Source organism: Adlercreutzia equolifaciens, assembly GCF_029076695.1.
Taxonomy (GTDB): Bacteria; Actinomycetota; Coriobacteriia; order Coriobacteriales; family Eggerthellaceae; genus Adlercreutzia; species Adlercreutzia equolifaciens_A.
The window spans coordinates 265349-283002 of the sequence record NZ_JARFIK010000002.1; the positions used below are offsets into that span (position 1 = coordinate 265349).

14 protein-coding genes and 1 tRNA gene are annotated in these 17654 nt (G+C 62.6%); 12 read left to right on the forward strand and 3 right to left on the reverse strand.

Annotated elements, in window-relative coordinates; translation table 11 throughout:
- Window positions 1-147: 147 nt before the first annotated feature.
- Window positions 148-819, forward strand: coding sequence for a peptidylprolyl isomerase (locus PZH32_RS06960; protein WP_275207157.1), 672 nt, complete (start codon window positions 148-150; stop codon window positions 817-819).
- 251 nt (window positions 820-1070) lie between these two features.
- On the opposite strand, the gene PZH32_RS06965 is transcribed toward PZH32_RS06960, so the two are convergent.
- Window positions 1071-2627 carry a helix-turn-helix transcriptional regulator gene (locus tag PZH32_RS06965; RefSeq protein ID WP_275207158.1) on the reverse strand — a complete coding sequence of 519 codons (1557 nt, stop codon included), beginning with the start codon at window positions 2625-2627 and terminating at the stop codon, window positions 1071-1073.
- Between the two features lie 461 nt (window positions 2628-3088).
- Here PZH32_RS06965 and PZH32_RS06970 point away from each other — a divergent pair, with 461 nt between their 5' ends.
- Window positions 3089-4765 carry an FAD-dependent oxidoreductase gene (locus PZH32_RS06970; RefSeq protein ID WP_275207159.1) on the forward strand — a complete coding sequence of 559 codons (1677 nt, stop codon included), beginning with the start codon at window positions 3089-3091 and terminating at the stop codon, window positions 4763-4765.
- Window positions 4766-4880: 115 nt separating this feature from the next.
- Complete coding sequence (locus PZH32_RS06975; protein WP_275207160.1) at window positions 4881-5567, forward strand: cytochrome c3 family protein; 687 nt, start codon at window positions 4881-4883, stop codon at window positions 5565-5567.
- Between the two features lie 282 nt (window positions 5568-5849).
- Here PZH32_RS06975 and PZH32_RS06980 read toward each other — a convergent pair whose 3' ends face one another.
- Window positions 5850-6839, reverse strand: coding sequence for a C-terminal binding protein (locus PZH32_RS06980; RefSeq protein ID WP_275207161.1), 990 nt, complete (start codon window positions 6837-6839; stop codon window positions 5850-5852).
- 289 nt (window positions 6840-7128) lie between these two features.
- On the opposite strand from PZH32_RS06980, the gene PZH32_RS06985 reads away from it, so the two are divergent.
- Window positions 7129-7455, forward strand: a complete 327-nt coding sequence (locus PZH32_RS06985; RefSeq protein ID WP_275207163.1) for a Veg family protein — start codon at window positions 7129-7131, stop codon at window positions 7453-7455.
- A 68-nt stretch (window positions 7456-7523) separates the two neighbouring features.
- Window positions 7524-7599 (forward strand) — tRNA-Ala (locus PZH32_RS06990).
- Between the two features lie 290 nt (window positions 7600-7889).
- Here the strand turns inward: PZH32_RS06990 and PZH32_RS06995 are convergent.
- Window positions 7890-9278: a PLP-dependent aminotransferase family protein gene (locus tag PZH32_RS06995; protein WP_275207165.1), complete on the reverse strand. Its 1389-nt coding sequence runs from the start codon at window positions 9276-9278 to the stop codon at window positions 7890-7892.
- Window positions 9279-9558: 280 nt separating this feature from the next.
- Here PZH32_RS06995 and PZH32_RS07000 point away from each other — a divergent pair, with 280 nt between their 5' ends.
- From PZH32_RS07000 to PZH32_RS07030, 7 genes are all read left to right on the forward strand, one after another.
- Window positions 9559-10215, forward strand: a complete 657-nt coding sequence (locus PZH32_RS07000) for a 4Fe-4S dicluster domain-containing protein (RefSeq protein ID WP_275207166.1) — start codon at window positions 9559-9561, stop codon at window positions 10213-10215.
- Between the two features lie 64 nt (window positions 10216-10279).
- Window positions 10280-12823 carry a molybdopterin-dependent oxidoreductase gene (locus PZH32_RS07005; RefSeq protein WP_275207167.1) on the forward strand — a complete coding sequence of 848 codons (2544 nt, stop codon included), beginning with the start codon at window positions 10280-10282 and terminating at the stop codon, window positions 12821-12823.
- Window positions 12824-12833: 10 nt separating this feature from the next.
- The gene (locus PZH32_RS07010) at window positions 12834-13166 is read left to right on the forward strand and encodes a nitrate reductase cytochrome c-type subunit (RefSeq protein WP_275207169.1); all 333 of its coding nucleotides are present in this window, start codon (window positions 12834-12836) and stop codon (window positions 13164-13166) included.
- Window positions 13167-13298: 132 nt separating this feature from the next.
- On the forward strand, window positions 13299-13550 hold the full coding sequence (locus PZH32_RS07015) for a chaperone NapD (protein WP_275207171.1): 252 nt from the start codon (window positions 13299-13301) through the stop codon (window positions 13548-13550).
- Window positions 13551-13730: 180 nt separating this feature from the next.
- Window positions 13731-14573 carry a NapH/MauN family ferredoxin-type protein gene (locus PZH32_RS07020; RefSeq protein WP_275207173.1) on the forward strand — a complete coding sequence of 281 codons (843 nt, stop codon included), beginning with the start codon at window positions 13731-13733 and terminating at the stop codon, window positions 14571-14573.
- A 429-nt stretch (window positions 14574-15002) separates the two neighbouring features.
- Window positions 15003-16271, forward strand: a complete 1269-nt coding sequence (locus tag PZH32_RS07025; protein WP_275207175.1) for an ammonia-forming cytochrome c nitrite reductase subunit c552 — start codon at window positions 15003-15005, stop codon at window positions 16269-16271.
- A gap of 176 nt (window positions 16272-16447) precedes the next feature.
- Complete coding sequence (locus PZH32_RS07030) at window positions 16448-17521, forward strand: CapA family protein (RefSeq protein ID WP_275207177.1); 1074 nt, start codon at window positions 16448-16450, stop codon at window positions 17519-17521.
- Window positions 17522-17654 lie beyond the last annotated feature (133 nt).

A 17654-nucleotide genomic window follows, 5' to 3' on the forward strand; every position in this document is an offset into this window, starting at 1 on the left:
CACCGAAAATAGGATTCTTCATCGGATGACGCAGCGACCTCTCTTTCCTAGGATGGAGAGGTCGCTTTTTGCGCCCGGCCGCGATGAGGGGGCCTTCTGAGGGAGGAAGGTTCGGTGGCTGCGGTGCTTTTCGAGAAAGGAACCGCTATGGCACGCATTGAATTGCCGTTGTACACGCCGCGCTATGTGCCCACGGGCAGCGAGCGCGCAATCATTGAAACCTCCAAAGGTCCCGTCACCGTGCAGCTGTGGGGCGAAGATGCTCCTGTTACCGTCGGCAATTTTGTGGAGCTGGCGGCCCGGGGCTTTTACGACAACTTGAAGTTTCATGCGCGCAAGGCGGATTCGGTGGTGGCCGGCGGCTGCCCGGTAACCCGTGCCATGGGGCCGGCCCAGGTGCTGGCCGCCGTGCAGGGCGTGATTCGCGGCATGCACCCGGGTACGGGCGACGCTCGCTACACCATTATCGACGAGTGGCAGACTAACCCGCGCAACCATCATGGGCGTGGAAACATCTGCATGGCCGTGAAGTCGGCGCCCAACTCGGGCAGCTGTCAGTTCTACTTCTCCCTGGCCGATCAGCCGGAGTTCGACGAGCAGGATACCGTGTTCGGCCAGGTAGTCGAAGGTGACGAGCTGCTGGACGCTCTGGCCATTGGCGACGCCATTGTGGGCATTCGCATCGAGGGTGCCGATGAAGAGGCGCTGGCCGAGGCTATCGCCCAGGAGACGCCGCGTCCCGAGACGCCCAAGGAGGTCATGGCCCGCCTGGAGCGCGAGCGTGCCGAGCGAGCGGCGGCGAAAGAGAACGCGCAGTAAGGCGAGAGCCGTGATGAACGCTGAGGCGATGCGCGCCAAGGCGAAGCTGCTATAGCCGTAGAGGGGTCGAAGCGACCATCGGCATGAAAAAGGGAGCCCGACGGGCTCCCTTTTGGTGTCGGTATGCGGGAAGTCCTTCGAGCTGCGGAGACGCGCCTGGCCGTGATAGCCGGCCTAGCTCGGGGGATGCCTGGCTGCAGGCGTGGAACCGCGCTTAGCGGCAATGGGGCCGTCCAGCAGCGCGCAACAGTCTAGCCTTCGTAGGAGTCCACCAAATCGATGAGCTCCTGCTGCTTGTGCACGTCGAGCTTGCGGTAGATGTTCTCGATGTGGGTACGTGCGGTGCCCTGGGCAATGTGCAGGTCGCGGGCGATGATGGCCAGGGTGCGGCCGTAGGCCAGCAGGACAATGACCTCGCTCTCGCGCGGCGTGAGGCCGAAATCGCGGGCCACGGCGGCGCAGTGCTGCTCGATGCGGCCTGCCGTGGGAGCGTCAGCCTCAGGGGTCGCCTCAGCAGCGGCTTCGGGCGTCGGCGCGTCCGTCGTTTCGGCGCCTTTCTCCCGTCGAGCTTCGCGGCGACTGCCGGACAGCTGCGAGAGGGTGCCTTCGGGCAGGACCAGGAACGCTACGATGACGAGGCCCAGAATGGCGGCCATGGCCACGACGTTGGTTTGCAGGCTCCCCGACACGATGAGCGAGTCCACCAGGTGGCTTCCCCAGTTGCCCAGGGCCATGCCGCAGAACATGAACGCCACGCCCAGGCCGAAGATGTGCAGGGCGTTCTCTCCAGGGCGGCGCGCAGCATCGACGAAGAGCACCCAAGTGAGGATGTCGAAGAACTCGTAGCCGATGTTGATGATGAGCACTGAGGCGAAGCCATGGGTGTCGAAGAAGAGCGCGATGGCCACGTAGCCGGCCACCATAATGGGCAGCGAGAGCCGGTAGATGGTGGAGGGGTTGAAGCGCTCGCGCACCTTGGAGACGATGGCCAAAAACACAATGCCCACCACAATGAGTGAGAACACGGCGCTGCCGCCGAAGACCTCCAGCGGGTCGGGGCCCGTGGGCACGGTGTCGAACATGCGGCACAAAAGCGAGAACACCATGATGGAGAACATGAGCTTGCCGATGCCCAGGGGCATACTGCGCCGCCGCACGGGGGCAGGAGCGTCTTCTCGGGAACTGGGCGCCAGGGGAGCGTCCTGCTGGATTGCTGCGGCCGCGTCAGCGCTAGCGGCTCGCGCGTCCGCCGTGCTCTCGTCGCCTTCGTCAGGCTGCTCCGCCACGGGACCCCAGGGCGCACCAGTGCGGCGCCCGTGGAAGAGCAAAAGTCCGAACGACAGCAGCGGTACCACAATGAAGCTCATGAAGCTGGCATGGGCAGCTGAAAGAGCCACCACCACCGCCGTGACGATGGCCGCCGCCGGTGAGGCGAAGGTGGCGAACTCCACGCTGTGATAAGCGAAGCGATCGCCCCAGAGCACCTGAAGCGGTCCGGCCCCCAGGCCGCCGACGATAAAGCCAACAGCCAGCAAAAGCTCGCTTTGCAGGGGCAGCGCCAGCAAGATGAGCGCGCCGCTGATAGCCAACGCTACCGGGGTGAGGCGGAAAAGTACGGTGCGCGTGCGGCTGAGGGGGGCGCTGCTGCGACGACAGAGCAGGGCAACGACCAGTGAGCAGAGGGCTCCCGAGGCCAGATACAGCCAATGGCTCGGGGCGGCGTCCGGGGAGATGAGCGGCGCGCCCAAGCAGAAGATAATCCAGGCACGGCAGAGTCCGAAGCCCAGAACAAGGATGCTGAAGTTCAAGATGAACCCGTCGCTAATTTTGGGCGCGCGGGCGTTTTCGCTGCTGCTTGGCGACGGGATATCCGAAGACGTCTCGACTGCAGCGCAGGCGGCTGTTGAATCCGTCGTGTTCGACACTCAGGTTCCCTCCCTTGTCCTTGCGTGTCGGTACCTTATGGGATGCCCCGTTTTGGAGCCGTTTGAGGGCTTAAATATTACCTAAAGTGGGCTTTTGCGCCTATAGGATGGAGAATCCTATATGGCTCTGACCTGCAAAATCCTATGGAGCATCAGATTCTTTTTCAAAAATCCGACCGCTCTTCCGATGTGCGTGGAACGGAAAGTCCGTAAGGTTTCGAGGTGCCAACGCGAACGGCAGTGCGTCGCCGAGGGCTCGGAAACGAGGCAGGGGCCTCACGGGTTTTCGGGAGCGGCGCTGAAAAAGGAGGGTCCGTTCGCATTCATAAGGAGGAAGGAATCCTATGAGCAAGAACATGAACCTGGGCGTGTCCCGCCGCTCGTTTTTGAAGGGCGCCGGCATTGCCGCGGCCGCCATGGCGGGCACCGCGGCGCTGTCCGGTTGCGCTAGCGAGGGCGCCGGCGACAGCAGCCTGGCGAACACCGGCGACTGGCTGCCCGAGTCCTGGGACTACGAGTGCGATCTGCTGGTTATCGGCTACGGCGGTGCCGGCATGTGGGCGTCGCTCATCGGCGCCGACGAGTGCGGCCAGCAGGTGCTGGTGCTGGAGAAGGCCCCCGAGCGCGGTGGCGGAAACAGCTCCATCAACAACGGCGAGTGGACCATCATCGAGGAGGCCGAGAAGGAGCGCTTCAAGGATTACATCCGCGCCTTCACCAAGGGCAAGACCCCCGATCCGATGATCGAGGCCTGGGTTGAGGAGTGCGCCCGCAACACCGAGTACGCCGACAAGTACGGCATGACCTACGAGGTAGTGGAGCAGGCTCTGGCCGGCGGCATTCCCGAGTACTACTTCCTGGACGACAACGCCTACGAGGGCTCCTGCAAGCTGTCCTCCGTCGACGGCTTCGGCATGCTGTCCTTCCACGAGCTGGATGCCCAGCGCGAGGCCCTGGGCGTGGAGGTGCTGTTCGACTGCCATGACGAGCGTCTCATCCAGAACCCCACCACCAAGGAGATCGTCGGCGCCTACACCATGATCGGCAACGAGGAGAAGACCGTGAAGGCGCGCAAGGGCGTCATCATGACCCTGGGCGGCTTCGAGTTCAACGAGGAGCTGAAGAACCAGTACCTCAAGTGCTCGCCCTTCAAGTTCGAGGGCTGGCGCTTCAACACCGGCGACGGCATCAAGATGGTGGAGGATGTGGGAGCCAAGCTGTGGCACATGGACATGGCCATCTCCATGTACTCCATGTGGACCCGCGATCCCGAGTACGACTTCTCCATTCTGTACTTCATGCCCGGCTTCAGCTACTTCAACGTGAACCGTCTGGGCCGTCGCTTCGTGAACGAGAACAACATGGGTTCGCCGCACAACGGTTGGCACACCCTGCTGTCCTTCGACGACTCCATCGCAGACTTCGACCGCATTCCCTCCTGGGGCATTTTCGACCAGAGCTGCTTCGACGCCGGCAAGCTGTCCACCAGCCAGGGCGACTTCTTCGAGTGCGGCAACTTCGCCAGCGATCTTCCCGATTCTCTGCGCGACTGGGACGGCTGGAGCCAGGACAACAAGGCCGAGCTGGAGCGCGGCTGGATTCTGACCGGTGCCACCATCGAGGAGCTGGGCCAGAAGATCAAGGAATGCGATCCGCTCATGGACATCGACACCCTGAAGGCCACCTTCGAGGAGTACCAGGGCTTCTGCAAGGCGAAGAAGGACTCTCGCTTCGATCGTTCCGAGGACACCCTCGTCGAGCTGGACAACGGCCCCTACTACGCCGTGTCCATCTACCCCGGCTCCTGCTCCACGCTGGGCGGCCCCATGAAGAATGAGAACGCCCAGGTGCTCGATCCGGCTCAGAACCCCATTCCGCGCCTGTACGCCGCTGGCTGCTTCGGCAACTTCCAGAGCCACACCTACGGCATCACCGGTGGCAACAACGCCGAGAACCAGGTGTGGGGCCGTATTGCCGCCCGCCACGCCTCGGGTCTGGAGAACTGGGACGCTACCGAGTAGGCAAACGAAAAAGCTTGTGCTGAATGCTTGACCTGAGGGGGCGGACCTTGAGCCCGCCCCCTTGTTCGGACCGCCTCGGCGGTCCGGCCGCCGAGCCGCACAGAGAGGAGAACCTATGACTGAGAAAACCGCAGCACCGGATCGCCGTCTGTTCCTTGCGGCGCTGCTCGGCGCTATTTTGCTGGTGACGCTGGTGGTTGGCATGCTGGCGGGCTGCTCGCCGAAGGCGCCGGCCGCGTCGGAGGGCAACGGCGGCGCTGCCTCCACCGAGGCTTCCGCCGATGCCGAGGATCCCATGGCGAACCAGCCGGTCAACTGGACCATGGAGAGCGACTGCGCCACCTGTCACACCACCGAGGCTGCTTCGGCCACGGATACGGCCTGTCCCCAGGATGTGGCCCACGAGGCCGAGGGCATTACCTGCGTGCAGTGCCACACCGACGAGGCCGTGCTGTCCACCGAGCATGCCAACGTGACCTATGCCGATAAGCCGGCTTCCAAGGCCACGGTGGACACGGTGGATCCGCAGACGTGCATTTCCTGCCATGGCGACCTGGACGAGGTGGCCAAGCTGACGGCCGACTCCACGGCCCTGACCGATGACAAGGGCACGACGGTCAATCCTCATGAGCGCCCCGAAGGGGAGCGCCACGATGAGGTGCCGGCCACGTGCACCGACTGCCACAACAACCACTCGAAGGATCTGTCCAAGGATGCCATGAAGTACTGCGCACAGTGCCACCACCGCGGCGTCTTCGAGTGCGGCACGTGCCACGAGTTGCGCGAGCGTTCGGTCAGCTAAAACATTCGCCTTTCCAAAGGGCTCGAATCTCGTCTCCCTCCCTTGAGATTCGAGTGAGCGCCCGGCTGTTGCAGCCGGGCGCTTTTTGTTTGGGGCGAGCTACGGGAGGCCTTACCGGGTCGTCCGCTCACGAGGGCGGCGCACCCGTCGTCTGGGCACCCGCTCCGCTGCTCGCTTCGCTCGTGCGCTGCGCTCCTTCATGCATTTACTGGGGCGGTCTTGCGACCGCCCATTTTTATGGTGTTCAGAGAGCCCTGCCGACGGGTGCGCCGCCCTCGCGAGCTACTTTGCCAAAGCTGCGGGAAGGGCTTCGGGGTTCACGCAGGCTTCGGGCTGGCGGCCGAGCACGACGTCGATGGCGTTTTGGGTGCAGCGGGTGCGCAGCTCGACGGCCGATTCTTCAGACCAGTAGGCAGCGTGGCTGGTAAGCACGGTGTGGGGCGCCTGGCAGATGGGGGCGTCCGGGGAGACGGGTTCGTGCTCGAAGACGTCGATACCCGCGCCCCAGAGCTTGCCGCTCTGCAGGGCGGCGGCCACGGCGTCGGTGTCGATGACAGCACCGCGGGAGGTGTTCACCACGACGGCATCGTCCTTCATGAGCTTGATGTTGTCGGCGTTCAGCAGGTGATGGGTGGCCGGCACCAGGGCCGTGTGGAAGCTGACCACATCGGCGGTGCGCAGAAGGTCCTCGAAGCTGACGTAGGGGAAGTCCTCGGGAGTGAAGCGTCCCGGTGTGCCCTTGTGATCCCAGACCACCACGTTGAACCCGAGGCCTCGGGCCTTGCGGGCCGCGGCGCGACCGATATTGCCGTAACCTACCACGCCGAAGGTGCGCCCGTGCACCTGGCCCAGGGGGCGACGGCGACGGAAGTCCCAGATGCCTTGGCGCATGTCGGCGTCAATTTCGTTGATACGGCGCAGCACGGCCAAGGTAAGCGCGATGGCGTGATCGGACACCACTTCGGTGCCGTAGGCCGGCACGTTGCAGACGGCCGTGCCGTTGGCGGTAGCGGCGGCCACGTCGATGTTGTCGACGCCGGTGCCCGTCTTGGAAACCACTTTCAGCTGGGGGAGCGCTTCGAACACCTCAGCACGGTAGAAGCCGTAGGAGGTGATAGCGCCGTCGGCATTCTGCAAATGTTTGATCAGCTCGGCGGGCTCGCGGCCTGCCAGTTCGCTGTAGCCGACGAAGTCAATGCCGGCCGCCTCGACCATTTGGCGCTCGAAGGAGCAGTCGCCGAAATCATTGTCCGTCATCACAATAGTGGCCATGGGTACCTCCGCTTCCGTTGTTTTGCTTGATTGTACGGGGAAGAGAAGAGAGCGGCTGTCATGGCGGCCAAAGTTTCCCCGTCCGTTACGCGGAAAGAGGGGAGCGGAGGCGGTGCAGCCGCAGGATCAAAGGCGGTGCGAGCGCAGGACCGGAGGTGGGGATTGCCTGGTTGCGGCACCGCTCACATTGCTCTGATTGCCCCCAGCCGCCAAAGACTTGCGACCCTTGACAGGCGTGGTAAGATGTGCAGTTGTACTTGTACGGAAAACCATGTTAGGAAGATAGCCCATGGATTTGGCTAAGCAAGCTAAGATCGTCGATAGCATTCATGATACCCTCCACGATTTCGTGGGTCAACGGCTGAAGGTCCGCGCCAATATGGGTCGCTCGAAGATTGTTGAAAGCGAGGGTGTGCTCACTCAGGTTCATCCCCAGTTGTTCATTATGGAAGTAGACCGCAAGCGCGGCCGCACCGCCCGTCAATCCTATCAGTACGTCGACGTGCTCACCGGCATGGTAGAGCTGTCGCAGAACGGCGAGCCCCTGTTCGCGCCCTTCGTGGACGAGTCTCTGGAGCTTATCGACGTGGCCGTCGAAGAGCGTGTGGTCTCCTAATTTTCTTAGTTGACAATCGCCGTCGAAACGGGCAAACTATTGCCCTGCGCCAAAAGCGCACCTAACGTGGGGATGTAGCTCAGCTGGGAGAGCATCACGTTCGCAACGTGGGGGCCGAGGGTTCGAATCCCTTCATCTCCACCACGAAACTCAAAGACCTCCTGCAAAGGGGGTCTTTTTGTATTTGGAGTCCCCCCAGGTTCCAGAATCCCGCTGTTTGGTTCCCGCTGATGCGTCAAATTGCGTCGCTTTGGTCCCCCTGTGCTTGCAAAACCCCAGGTCGCAATTGCGCCCAGAAGGAAAGGCGGGAACCAAACCGACGTTTCTTGGAACCTGGGAAGACAGAGGCGGCTCTTTTCGGCCGCGAAAGGCTAAGGCCCCCTGCAAAGGGGGCCTTTTCGTATTCGAGGCGCCTCAGGGATTCGAGCCCCGGCCTACCCGAACCAGGCCTTCGCCAAGGCTCGGATGCCGGGCTCGATGTCTTCTTCGGCAATGGCCGAGAATCCTACCAGCACCGTGCTGTCGGGGGTGTGGGCCGGGTTGGCCCAGTACTTCTGGGTGCCGTATACCTGCACGTCTTCGGCGCGGGCGGCCTCGATAAGCTCGTTTTGGGAGCGACCGTCTCGCACGCGCACCAGCAGGTGCAGGCCCGTGCCGTTCTCAAGGATATCTACCTCGTTGCCCATGGTCTCGCGCAAAACCCGTGTGAGCGTCTCGTACTTGCGCCGGTTCTTCGCTTGAACGCGGCGCACATGGCGGTCCCACGAGCCATCGGCCATGAACCGTGCTAGTACCTGCTGGTTGAGCCAGGGTACGGGCGAGTAGGAGTTGGCGAACTGCTTCTTCCAGCGCCCGAGCAGGGGCTCGGGCAACTCGAGGTAGTTGATGCGCAAAGCGGGCGAGAGCGACTTGGAGAAGGTGCCCATGTACACGACGCGTCCGTGGGTGTCCATGGAGGCCAGGGGCGGCAACGAGCGCTCTCGATAGCGGAAGTCGCGACAGTAGTCGTCCTCCAGAATGTACGCGTCATTGCGATCGGCCCAGGCCAGCACTCGTTCGCGCACTTCGACGCTCATGACTTGGCAGGTGGGGAATTGGCTGGAGGGCGTGAGGTAGAGCAGTCGCGCCTTGGAGCTCTCCAGGGCATCCAGGAAACGTTGGGGCCCGTCCAGGATAGGGCAGGGGACAATGGGGAAGTGCGAACGTTCGAACACGGCCCGCACGCCATCGTAGCCCGGCTCTTCCAAAGCGACGACATCCTGGGTGCTGTCGAACAGCGTCAGCAGGTTCTGGATGCTGGTCTGCGTGCCTCCCTGCACAATGATCTGATCGGCGGTGCACGTAATGCCGCGCTGGGTGTTCAGGCGCCAGGCGATGGCCTCGCGGAGTTGCTCCTCGCCAAAGGGGTGGTTGTAGGCGTCGCAGCCCACGCTGTCGATGGACAGCAAGATGTCGTCGGTCAGGGAGCGCCACGCCGCTGCCGGGAAGGTGCCCGGCTCTAAATTGCCGTAGGTGAAGTTGTAGCGCGGTTGTGTGTCGTCCTGACCTGCGGGTGCCGACGTCATCCTCTTCGCGTCCGGCTGCAGGTAAGAGACGTTCTGCACAATATAGCCGGAGCCGGGATGGCTTTCGACGTAGCCCTCCTGGGTGAGCAGGTGATAGGCCGTTTCCACGGTATTGCGCGCGCATCCCAGATCGGCCGCCAGGCCGCGAATGGAGGGCAGCTTGCTGCCGGTTGGATAGTCCCCGCTTTCGATGCGCTCATGGATTTGATCGAAGAGCTGCTGATAGAAGGGGAGGGGAGAGCTTTCGTCCAGATGCACGGCCGCTCCTCTCTGCGCCACGGATCTCTTAGCAACTAGCTTAGCAAAGAGCGAAGCTTCGCGTGGAGCCTGGGACTTATCTTTTCAACCGTCCCCATGAAATAGAAGATAACCGTCCCCATCTGGGCAACTGTCCCCTAAAAAGAAGCGCGAACTGTCCCTTAAAGAGCAAACCGTCCCCATTGTATGCTGCGCCCTGAAGTTCCGGCCTCGGGCCGGATTTGTTGTGCCGCGTGGAACCATGGCGGCGCGGGACTGTTCATTCGGAGAAGAGGTGGCAGTGTCGATTCTTCGCACAGTAGCAGGAGTATGCGCCGCGGGCGTGCTGGTGGCTCAGGCAGCTTGGGCGGCCGCTCCGTCGCCCGTGCCGTTGCTGAGGCCTCCGGGAGCCGGCGAGCCTTCGTGCTTCGATGCACGCTGCGTGCGCTGCGGACGCTGCTTGGAGGCCTGCCCCTACGGCGCTATCCACGCTGCGCCCCTCGAAGCGGCCACGGCGGCGAGCACTCCGTATATCAATGCTCGTCAGCAGGCCTGTCGCCTGTGCGAGGACTTTCCCTGTGCCGTTGCCTGCCCCACGGGCGCCTTGGAGGTACCCGCCGAGCGTGCTGCAGCAGCCATGGGCGTGGCGGTTATCAACGAGGACACCTGCCTGTCGTACCAGGGTATGCGCTGCGAGGTGTGCTATCGCGCCTGCCCGCTTATCGACGAGGCCATGGTCATCGACTATCGCCCTCGCGAGGGCGATGACATCCATGCAGTGTTCGCGCCCCAGGTGGTGAACGATTCCTGCGCCGGGTGCGGCCTGTGCGAGCAGCGCTGCCCCGTAAGTGATCCGGCCCCGGCCATCGTGGTGGTGCCCACGGGGGCGGACGCGGCGGCCTACGTGGCCCAGCGCAACGGCGGCGCGCCGGTAACGTTGGCAGAGGGCGTGGCGTAACGCGCTCCCGTGCCGCGGCATCTTAGGTAACCGGGCCTGCGGGCCCTTGAGGAGGGAGGACGTAATGGAGCTTACCCGACGTCTATTTGTGAAGACCACGGCGGTGGCCCTGGCATCGGCGGCCGCGGCCGGCACCTTGGCCGGCTGCTCGAGCCTGCCGTCCACGAGCGGCTCGAAGAAAGAGGCGCTGCCGGCCGACACGGTGAGCACCGTGGGCGTCTGCCGCTTCTGCGGCTGCGGCTGCGGCGTTATCGTGGAGTCGAAGGACGGCAAGGTGGTGTCGGTGACGGGCGATCCAGAGAACGGATCGTCTCGTGGTCTGAACTGCGTGAAGGGCTATTATCTGGCCAACGCGCTCTACGGCGAGGACCGTTTGACCTGCCCGCTCATTCGCGACGACAAGGCCACCAAGGGCACCCCCGAGGGCCTGCGCGAGGCCACCTGGGACGAGGCGCTCGATCTGGTGGCGTCGAAGCTGCGCGACACCTGGAAGGCCGACAAGAGCCGTCTGGCGTTCTGGGGCTCCGGCCAGCAGCCCATTGTGGAGGGCTACTGCCAGGCGAAGTTCTGGAAGGCGGGTCTGCTGTCCAACAACATCGACCCCAACGCCCGTCTGTGCATGGCCAGCGCCGTGGTGGGCTTCATGAACGTGTTCCAGACCGACGAGCCTGCCGGCTGCTACGCCGACATCGATGAGACCGACACCTTCGTCACCTGGGGCGCCAACATGGCCGAGGCCCATCCCATGCTGTACTCGCGCTTGACGGCGCGCAAGTTGGCCGACGAGAACGTGCGTCACTACGACGTGACCACCATGACCACGCGCACCTCGGCCTCGGCTGACAAGGTGCTCACGTTCCGCCCCGGAAGCGACATTGCCATTGCCAACGCCATCGCGAACTACCTCATCCAGAACGACAAGTACGACAAGGAGTTCGTGGCGGCCCATGTGCAGTTCAAACAGGGTACCGAGAACATCGGCAACGCTACCGACGACGGCTACGACAAAAGCGATATCGGCCAGGCCGTCGACAACGTAGAGCCTATCGACTTCGCCGCTTTCGCCAAGCGCTTGGAGCCCTATACGCTGCAGTATGCTTCCGAAATCTCCGGGGTGCCTGCCGAGGACATCCAGGAGCTGGCCGAGGTGTTCGCCGACAAGAGCCGCAAGGTGCTGTCGCTGTGGACCATGGGCGTGAACCAGCACAACCGCGGCACGTGGATGAACCACTGCATCTATAACATTCACCTGCTTACGGGCCGCTATGCGCTGCCCGGCGACGGTGCCTTCAGCCTGACCGGCCAGCCCACGGCCTGCGGCACCGCCCGCGAGGTGGGTACGTTCAGCCACCGCCTGCCCGCCGACTTGGTGGTGAAGAACCCGGATCATCGCCGCTACACCGAGGCGGTGTGGAACCTGCCCGAGGGCTATCTGGATGCCATCGAGGCCCCTGGCTTCCACACGGTGAAGATATTCCGCGAGCTTTCCAAGGGCAACATCGACTTTTTGTGGAGCGCCCATAACAACTGGGCCGTATCCATGCCGAACCTCACCCGCTTTTTGGGCAAGGGCGATCTGAAGGGCATTAACGACGCCTTCATCTGCGTGTCCGAGGTGTATCCTACGCTGTCCACCCAGTATGCCGACGTGGTGCTGCCTGCGGCCATGTGGGTGGAGCGCGAGGGCGCCTTTGGCAACGGCGAGCGTCGCACGGCCGTGTTCGAGAAGGCCATCGACCCGCCGGGCGAGGCCAAGTGGGACCTGTGGGCCATGATGGAGATTGCCAAGCGCACGCTGGAAGGCGAGCAGATCGACGGCCAGGACGCCTTTGAGCGCCTGTTCGGCCAGTGGTACGACGCGGCAGCCTCCGATTTCAAGGCCGACCAGCGCGAAACCTGCAAGAGCATCTGGGAAGAGTACCGCACTTTCTCGAACCCCAGCTTGAATGAGCGCGCCGCTGCCATTAACGAGAGCGCCAAGCTGAAGATGGAGGCCAAGCAGCTGGCCCCTTACGAGGAGTACATCCACAACCACGGCCTGACCTGGCCGGTGCGCGAGGTGAATGGCGAATGGAAGCCCACCCTGTGGCGTTTCTGCGACGGCCCTCAGGAGGACGGCTTCGACCAGTATGGCGTGGAGCAGTACGGCGACCACGACATGCCCGGCGGCGTAAGCTTCTACAAGTCCGCCGACAAGAAGCCCTCGGTGGTGTTCCGTCCCTATGAGCCGCCGGCGGAGGAGCCCTCCGAGGAATACCCCTTCTGGTTCAGCACCGGCCGCTTGCTGGAGCACTGGCACACCGGTTCCATGACGCGCCGCATCCCCGAGCTGAACCGTGCGCTGCCCGAGGCGCTGCTGGACATGAACCCCGAGGACTGCGCTGCGCTCGGCGTGGCCGACGGCGATCGCGTGCGCCTCACCTCGCGGTTCGGCACCTGCGACATCACGGTGTCCACGGCCGGCCGCACCCGTCCGCCCCGCGGCATGGTGTTCGCGCCCTTCTTCGCCGAAGAGACGCTCATCAACTTGGTGGTGCAGGACACCTACTGCCCGCTGTCCAAGGAGCCGGACTTCAAAAAGACCTGCGTTTCCATCGAGAAGATCTAGGAGGGCTGCCATGAAGAAGACGAATTGCCTGACCGCAGTGGCCGTGGCCTGTGTGCTGGGCCTGGGCGCCTTGGCCGGTTGCAGCCAGCCTACGGCCGAGGCCGAGGTGGTGTACGGGCCCGGCGAGCCGCCGCTGATGACGGCCAGCCACGAGGGCCGCTTCGAGAGCCTGGGGGCCAACGGCTGTTACGGCTGTCATGGCTCCAGCGACAATGCCGAGGTGTTCCTGGCCGCTGCCACGCCGTTGCCCGAGGACCACTACGCGAACGGCGATAAGCAGACCCGCGAAATCGACGGACCTCGCACCGAGTGCCTGACCTGCCATCCCGTGGCAGGGGAGTAGGCGCCTGCGACGGTTTCCCACGGTGCGTCTCGGCTGCCCCGCATGGGGTCAGCCCAGGAGGCGCCTTGCGACGGCCCTCCTCCTGCACCCCTCCCACAGGAGGGGGCCGTCATATTTGAGAAAGAGAAGACCATGGAAGACGAAAAAGTAGTCATTTCCTCGTTAGTGGTAGAGGCCCTCCCCGATGCCGTCGAGGCGGTGGCAGAGGCCTTGGCTCAGCTCGAAGGCGTTGAGGTACACGAGATCAACGACTACAAGATTGTCGTGACCGTCGAGGCGCCCTCCACCGGTGCCTCTCATAAGATGGCCAGCCGCTTCGTGGAAATCCCCGGTGTGCTGAACGTGAATCTCATCTACGTGAACTTCGAAGACGAGACGCTGTAAGTTCCGTTCGCCCTGACGGGACGAACGGACCCGTCGACGCTGCGGTTCCGACAGGCGCCTGCCCTTGCCCCTTGTTTTGGGCACGGCGTTGGCCGAAGCCAACTTGGCCCAAAGGCGGGGCAATTGCAGGCACCTGTCGGAACCTCGCTGACTTGGATTCATAATGCGAGGAGAGAAAAAGTGAAGGTCACCATCATACGACGGGTTGTGCAGCTGGCCGTGTTGGTGCTGTTCTGTTTGCCGCCGCTTTTGGCAGGCTGGGGTGTTTTCGGTCTGTTTGCCGGCAGCGATGAGCAGATGCCTACCCCGGCTGACGGGGTGTTCTTCGGCAGCCTCTCGTCTTCGAGCGTCGGCGGTGTCACGTTGTTTGACCCGTTGGCCGCCCTTGAGGTCTTCGCGGCCAGCCATAGTCTGGAGCTTGCGGCTCTGGTGGGCGCTCTTCTGGTGCTGGTGGTGTACGGGATCATTCGCAGCCGGGCGTTCTGCGGCTGGGTGTGCCCGGTGAACCTGCTGGGCGAGGGCGCCGACTGGCTCCGGCGCAAGCTGGGCATCGCGGTGCCCGAGCGCACGGTGCCGCGCCGCACGAAGCTGGTAGTAGCTGCGGCGGTAGTAGGGCTGTCAGCCCTCGTGGGCTTCCCCGTATTCGAAGCGGTGTCACCCATTGGCGCGATGAACAAGGGCCTGGTGTTCGGCGGCATTGCTGGCATGGGCACGCTGGCGGCGGTGTTGGTGGCCGAGCTTTTCTTCAGCCGCCGCATCTGGTGTCGCTCGCTGTGTCCGTTGGGCGGGGTATACCAGGCCATCGGCCGCGCTGGCCAGGTGAATGTGGCTATCAATCACGAAGCGTGTATCCACTGCGACCAGTGTAAAGCGGCCTGTCTGGCCGACCCTGTTATTCTGGAGCCGGCGGTAGACGGCGATGAGCTTCTGGTGCGCGCCGGCGACTGCATGGTCTGCGGTGCCTGCGTAGACGCCTGTCCTACCGAAGCGCTGCGCTTTCAGCTCGGCCGCCGGCCGCGCTAAATGAGGCTGCCTTCTGGCAGCCCATAGCAGCTTGCAGCAGGGGCGTCCCCAAGGTTCCAGAATCGCACTGTTGGGTTCCCTGCTGTATGCCCAAATGCGCCACTTTGGTTCCCTGTCCGAGGAAAATCCCAGGTCGCATTTTTGGCCAGCGGAAAAGGCGGGAACCAAACTGGTGGGTTTGGGAACCTGGCATGCTTTCCCTGCGCTGGTATGTCGCCGATTGTTCTGGGGGCATCCCGATTTTTGTCGACGGCTGGTACTGTCCCTATGCTTTTCTCGCTGAGTGTCCCTTTGCTCTTCATTGTCTCCATAGTATCTTCATATTAGCGTTATTCCTGGTGAAAACCGAAAAAAGCCCTGATTGATAGAGGGTAGTGGTTGCACCGGGAATAAAAGGTTCGCAATGCGAAGCGATCAAGGAGGGACATCATGAGAAAGTCAAAGCTGAAGTCAGTGGCGGCGGCCTTAGGCACCATTGCCCTGGTGGCCGGGCTGGCTGCGTGCGCACCGGGCGGAAGTCCCGCGCCGGCAGCCTCGTCGTCGAGCGGCACTACGGCGATAGAAGCCCCGGCGGAAACGCCGGAAGCCGACCAGTTCGGCGTGGTGCTGGCGGAGTCGTGGAAGGACATCTATCCCAACCAGTACGAGACCTATCTGGCCAACAAGTCCAACAGTCCCCAGGGCAAGATGGACTATCTGACCGAATATCCCGAGCTGGTTACCATGTACGCAGGCTACGGTTTTGCCAAGGGTTACGACGAGGCGGCCAGCCATGCCTATACGCTGCAGTCGGTGGCCGAGACGCCCCGCGTGAACGAGAATACCCTGGCCAACTGCATTACTTGCAAGACGCCCCAGTACACCGCCATGGTGAACTCCGAGGGTGATTCGGCCTATCAGAAGCCCTTCGCCGAGGTGTTGATGGAGATGACCGAGCCCATCAGCTGCTACAACTGCCACGAGAACGATCCGTCCAAGGTAGTAGTTACCCAGAAGCACTTCATCAACGCTCTGGGAGCCGACGCTGACAAGGTACCCGTTGAGGCCGAGACGTGCGGTCAGTGCCACAATGAGTACTACTTCGCTCCCGAGACCAAGGCAACCTCCAACCCCTACGACGGTCTTGAGGCCATGACGGCGGAGAACATACTGGCTTACTACGATGCCATGGACTTCAAGGACTGGGAGCACACCGAGACCGGCGCTCCCATGCTGAAGGCCCAGCATCCGGAGTTCGAGACCATTTACGGCGGCGCTCAGTCGTCCATGGCGAAGCAGGGCTACAGCTGCGCCGACTGCCATATGGCGCCGGCTCAGGCTGAGGATGGCACCGAGTTCAGCTCTCACAACTTGATCAACCCCACGGAGAGCCCCGAGATCATGGAGAAGTGCCAAGGCTGCCATGCCGATCTGCCCGGTCAGATTGTCGAGTGGCAGAAGGTCACCACGGATCGTGAGCACGAGCTGGCAGCGAAGATTGACGCCTATATCAAGGAGCTGGCGAAACAGCGCGAGACCCTGGATGCCGACAAGCTGGCCGAGGCCCAGCAAATTCATCGCCACGCGCAGTTCTACTGGGATTTCGTGATGGTGGAGAACTCCGAAGGCGCCCACAACCACACCCTGGCTCAGGACAACCTCGACAAGTGCGAGGACGAGCTCAAGGCCGGTTACGCGCTTCTCGGCATGACCTGGTAGCCGCAGCGCAGACCCTTCACCGTACCCAAGGCGCGCCCCGCACCCCGTCGGGCGCGCCTTGTGCTGCCAGGCAGGGAGACAGCCAACAATGAGACGGTTGGCCGTCTCATGCTGCTGGGGTGTTGGGGGATGGGGCGTGCTATGATGCGGGGATAAAGGCGAAGGAGGAGGTCCTGATGCACGTCCGGTCTCAGAGAGTTGCTGGTGCTGGTTGGTTTGGGCTTGCGGGCCTGTTGGTTGCATTTGTGGCGGCCCTGATGATGGCGCTCGGCGTTTCGTCGATGGCCTATGCGGCGCAGGCGAAGGCCGATCAACCGGTGGAGCCCGTGTCTATCACCATCAGCGCGGCGGGCGATTGCACGTTGGGGGTCGACTCCCGTTACAACAGCGTGTTCAATCAGTATTACAAGCGCCATGGCGATGCCTATTTCCTCAAAAAGGTGAAATCGGTCTTTGCCAAGGACGACCTGACCATCGTGAACTTTGAGGGAACTCTCACTTCGGGCGGCACGCGTGCCAATAAGGCCTTCACGTTTCGCGGGCCTGCCAAGTACGTCAACATCCTGAAGAAGGGCTCGGTGGAGGTGGTGAATCTGGCCAACAACCACACCATGGACTTCGGAAAGAGCGCCTTCAGCAACACGAAGAAAGTGCTCAAAAAAGCTGGCATTCCCTTCAGCTACAAATCCACCATCGCCTATAAGAACGTCAAGGGCGTAAAAGTGGCGTTTCTGGGCTTCGACGAGGTGGACGGCGTGAAGAAGAGCGACGTCAAAAACGGTATCAAGAAAGCGAAGAAGGCCAAGGCCGACATCATCGTCGTCAGCTTCCATTGGGGCATCGAGCGCGACTACTACCCCAACGCCACCCAGAAGAAGCTGGGCCGCTATGCCATTGATTGCGGTGCTTCGTTGGTACTGGGCCATCACCCCCACGTGCTGCAGGGCCTCGAGAAGTACCAGGGTCGTTATATTGTGTACAGCCTGGGCAACTTCTGCTTCGGTGGCAACACCAATCCCGCCGACAAGGACACCATGATCTTCCAGCAGACGTTTACCGTGAGCAACGGTAAGCTGACCAGCAAGAACGACGCTAAGATTATCCCGTGCTCGCTGTCGGGCAAAGGCTCCACCAACGATTTCCAACCTCGCGTGCTCACGGGCAGCGCCAAGAAGTCCCTCATTGCGAAGATGAACCGCCTCAGCCGTGGCATGCACGTCAAGGTAACCTCTACAGGGAAGATCAAGTGAGACAGCCAAAGCGAGACAGCCAGGAGACAGCCAGCCGTCTGGCCTGTCTCATGAGGTAGGGGAGGGTTTCGGACGGTTGGTCGTCTCACTCTGATGAGACAAGTCAGACGGTTGGTCGTCTCGCTGGTTGGCC

Bases quoted from the DNA above. Each gene is read 5' to 3' on its own strand.
- PZH32_RS07015 (WP_275207171.1), top strand. From the start codon at position 13,299: ATGGAAGACGAAAAAGTAGTCATTTCCTCGTTAGTGGTAGAGGCCCTC.
- PZH32_RS06960 (WP_275207157.1), top strand. From the start codon at position 148: ATGGCACGCATTGAATTGCCGTTGTACACGCCGCGCTATGTGCCCACG.
- PZH32_RS06975 (WP_275207160.1), top strand. From the start codon at position 4,881: ATGACTGAGAAAACCGCAGCACCGGATCGCCGTCTGTTCCTTGCGGCG.
- PZH32_RS06985 (WP_275207163.1), top strand. From the start codon at position 7,129: ATGGATTTGGCTAAGCAAGCTAAGATCGTCGATAGCATTCATGATACC.
- PZH32_RS07005 (WP_275207167.1), top strand. From the start codon at position 10,280: ATGGAGCTTACCCGACGTCTATTTGTGAAGACCACGGCGGTGGCCCTG.
- PZH32_RS06970 (WP_275207159.1), top strand. From the start codon at position 3,089: ATGAGCAAGAACATGAACCTGGGCGTGTCCCGCCGCTCGTTTTTGAAG.
- PZH32_RS07010 (WP_275207169.1), top strand. From the start codon at position 12,834: ATGAAGAAGACGAATTGCCTGACCGCAGTGGCCGTGGCCTGTGTGCTG.
- PZH32_RS07030 (WP_275207177.1), top strand. From the start codon at position 16,448: ATGCACGTCCGGTCTCAGAGAGTTGCTGGTGCTGGTTGGTTTGGGCTT.
- PZH32_RS07025 (WP_275207175.1), top strand. From the start codon at position 15,003: ATGAGAAAGTCAAAGCTGAAGTCAGTGGCGGCGGCCTTAGGCACCATT.
- PZH32_RS06980 (WP_275207161.1), bottom strand. From the start codon at position 6,839: ATGGCCACTATTGTGATGACGGACAATGATTTCGGCGACTGCTCCTTC.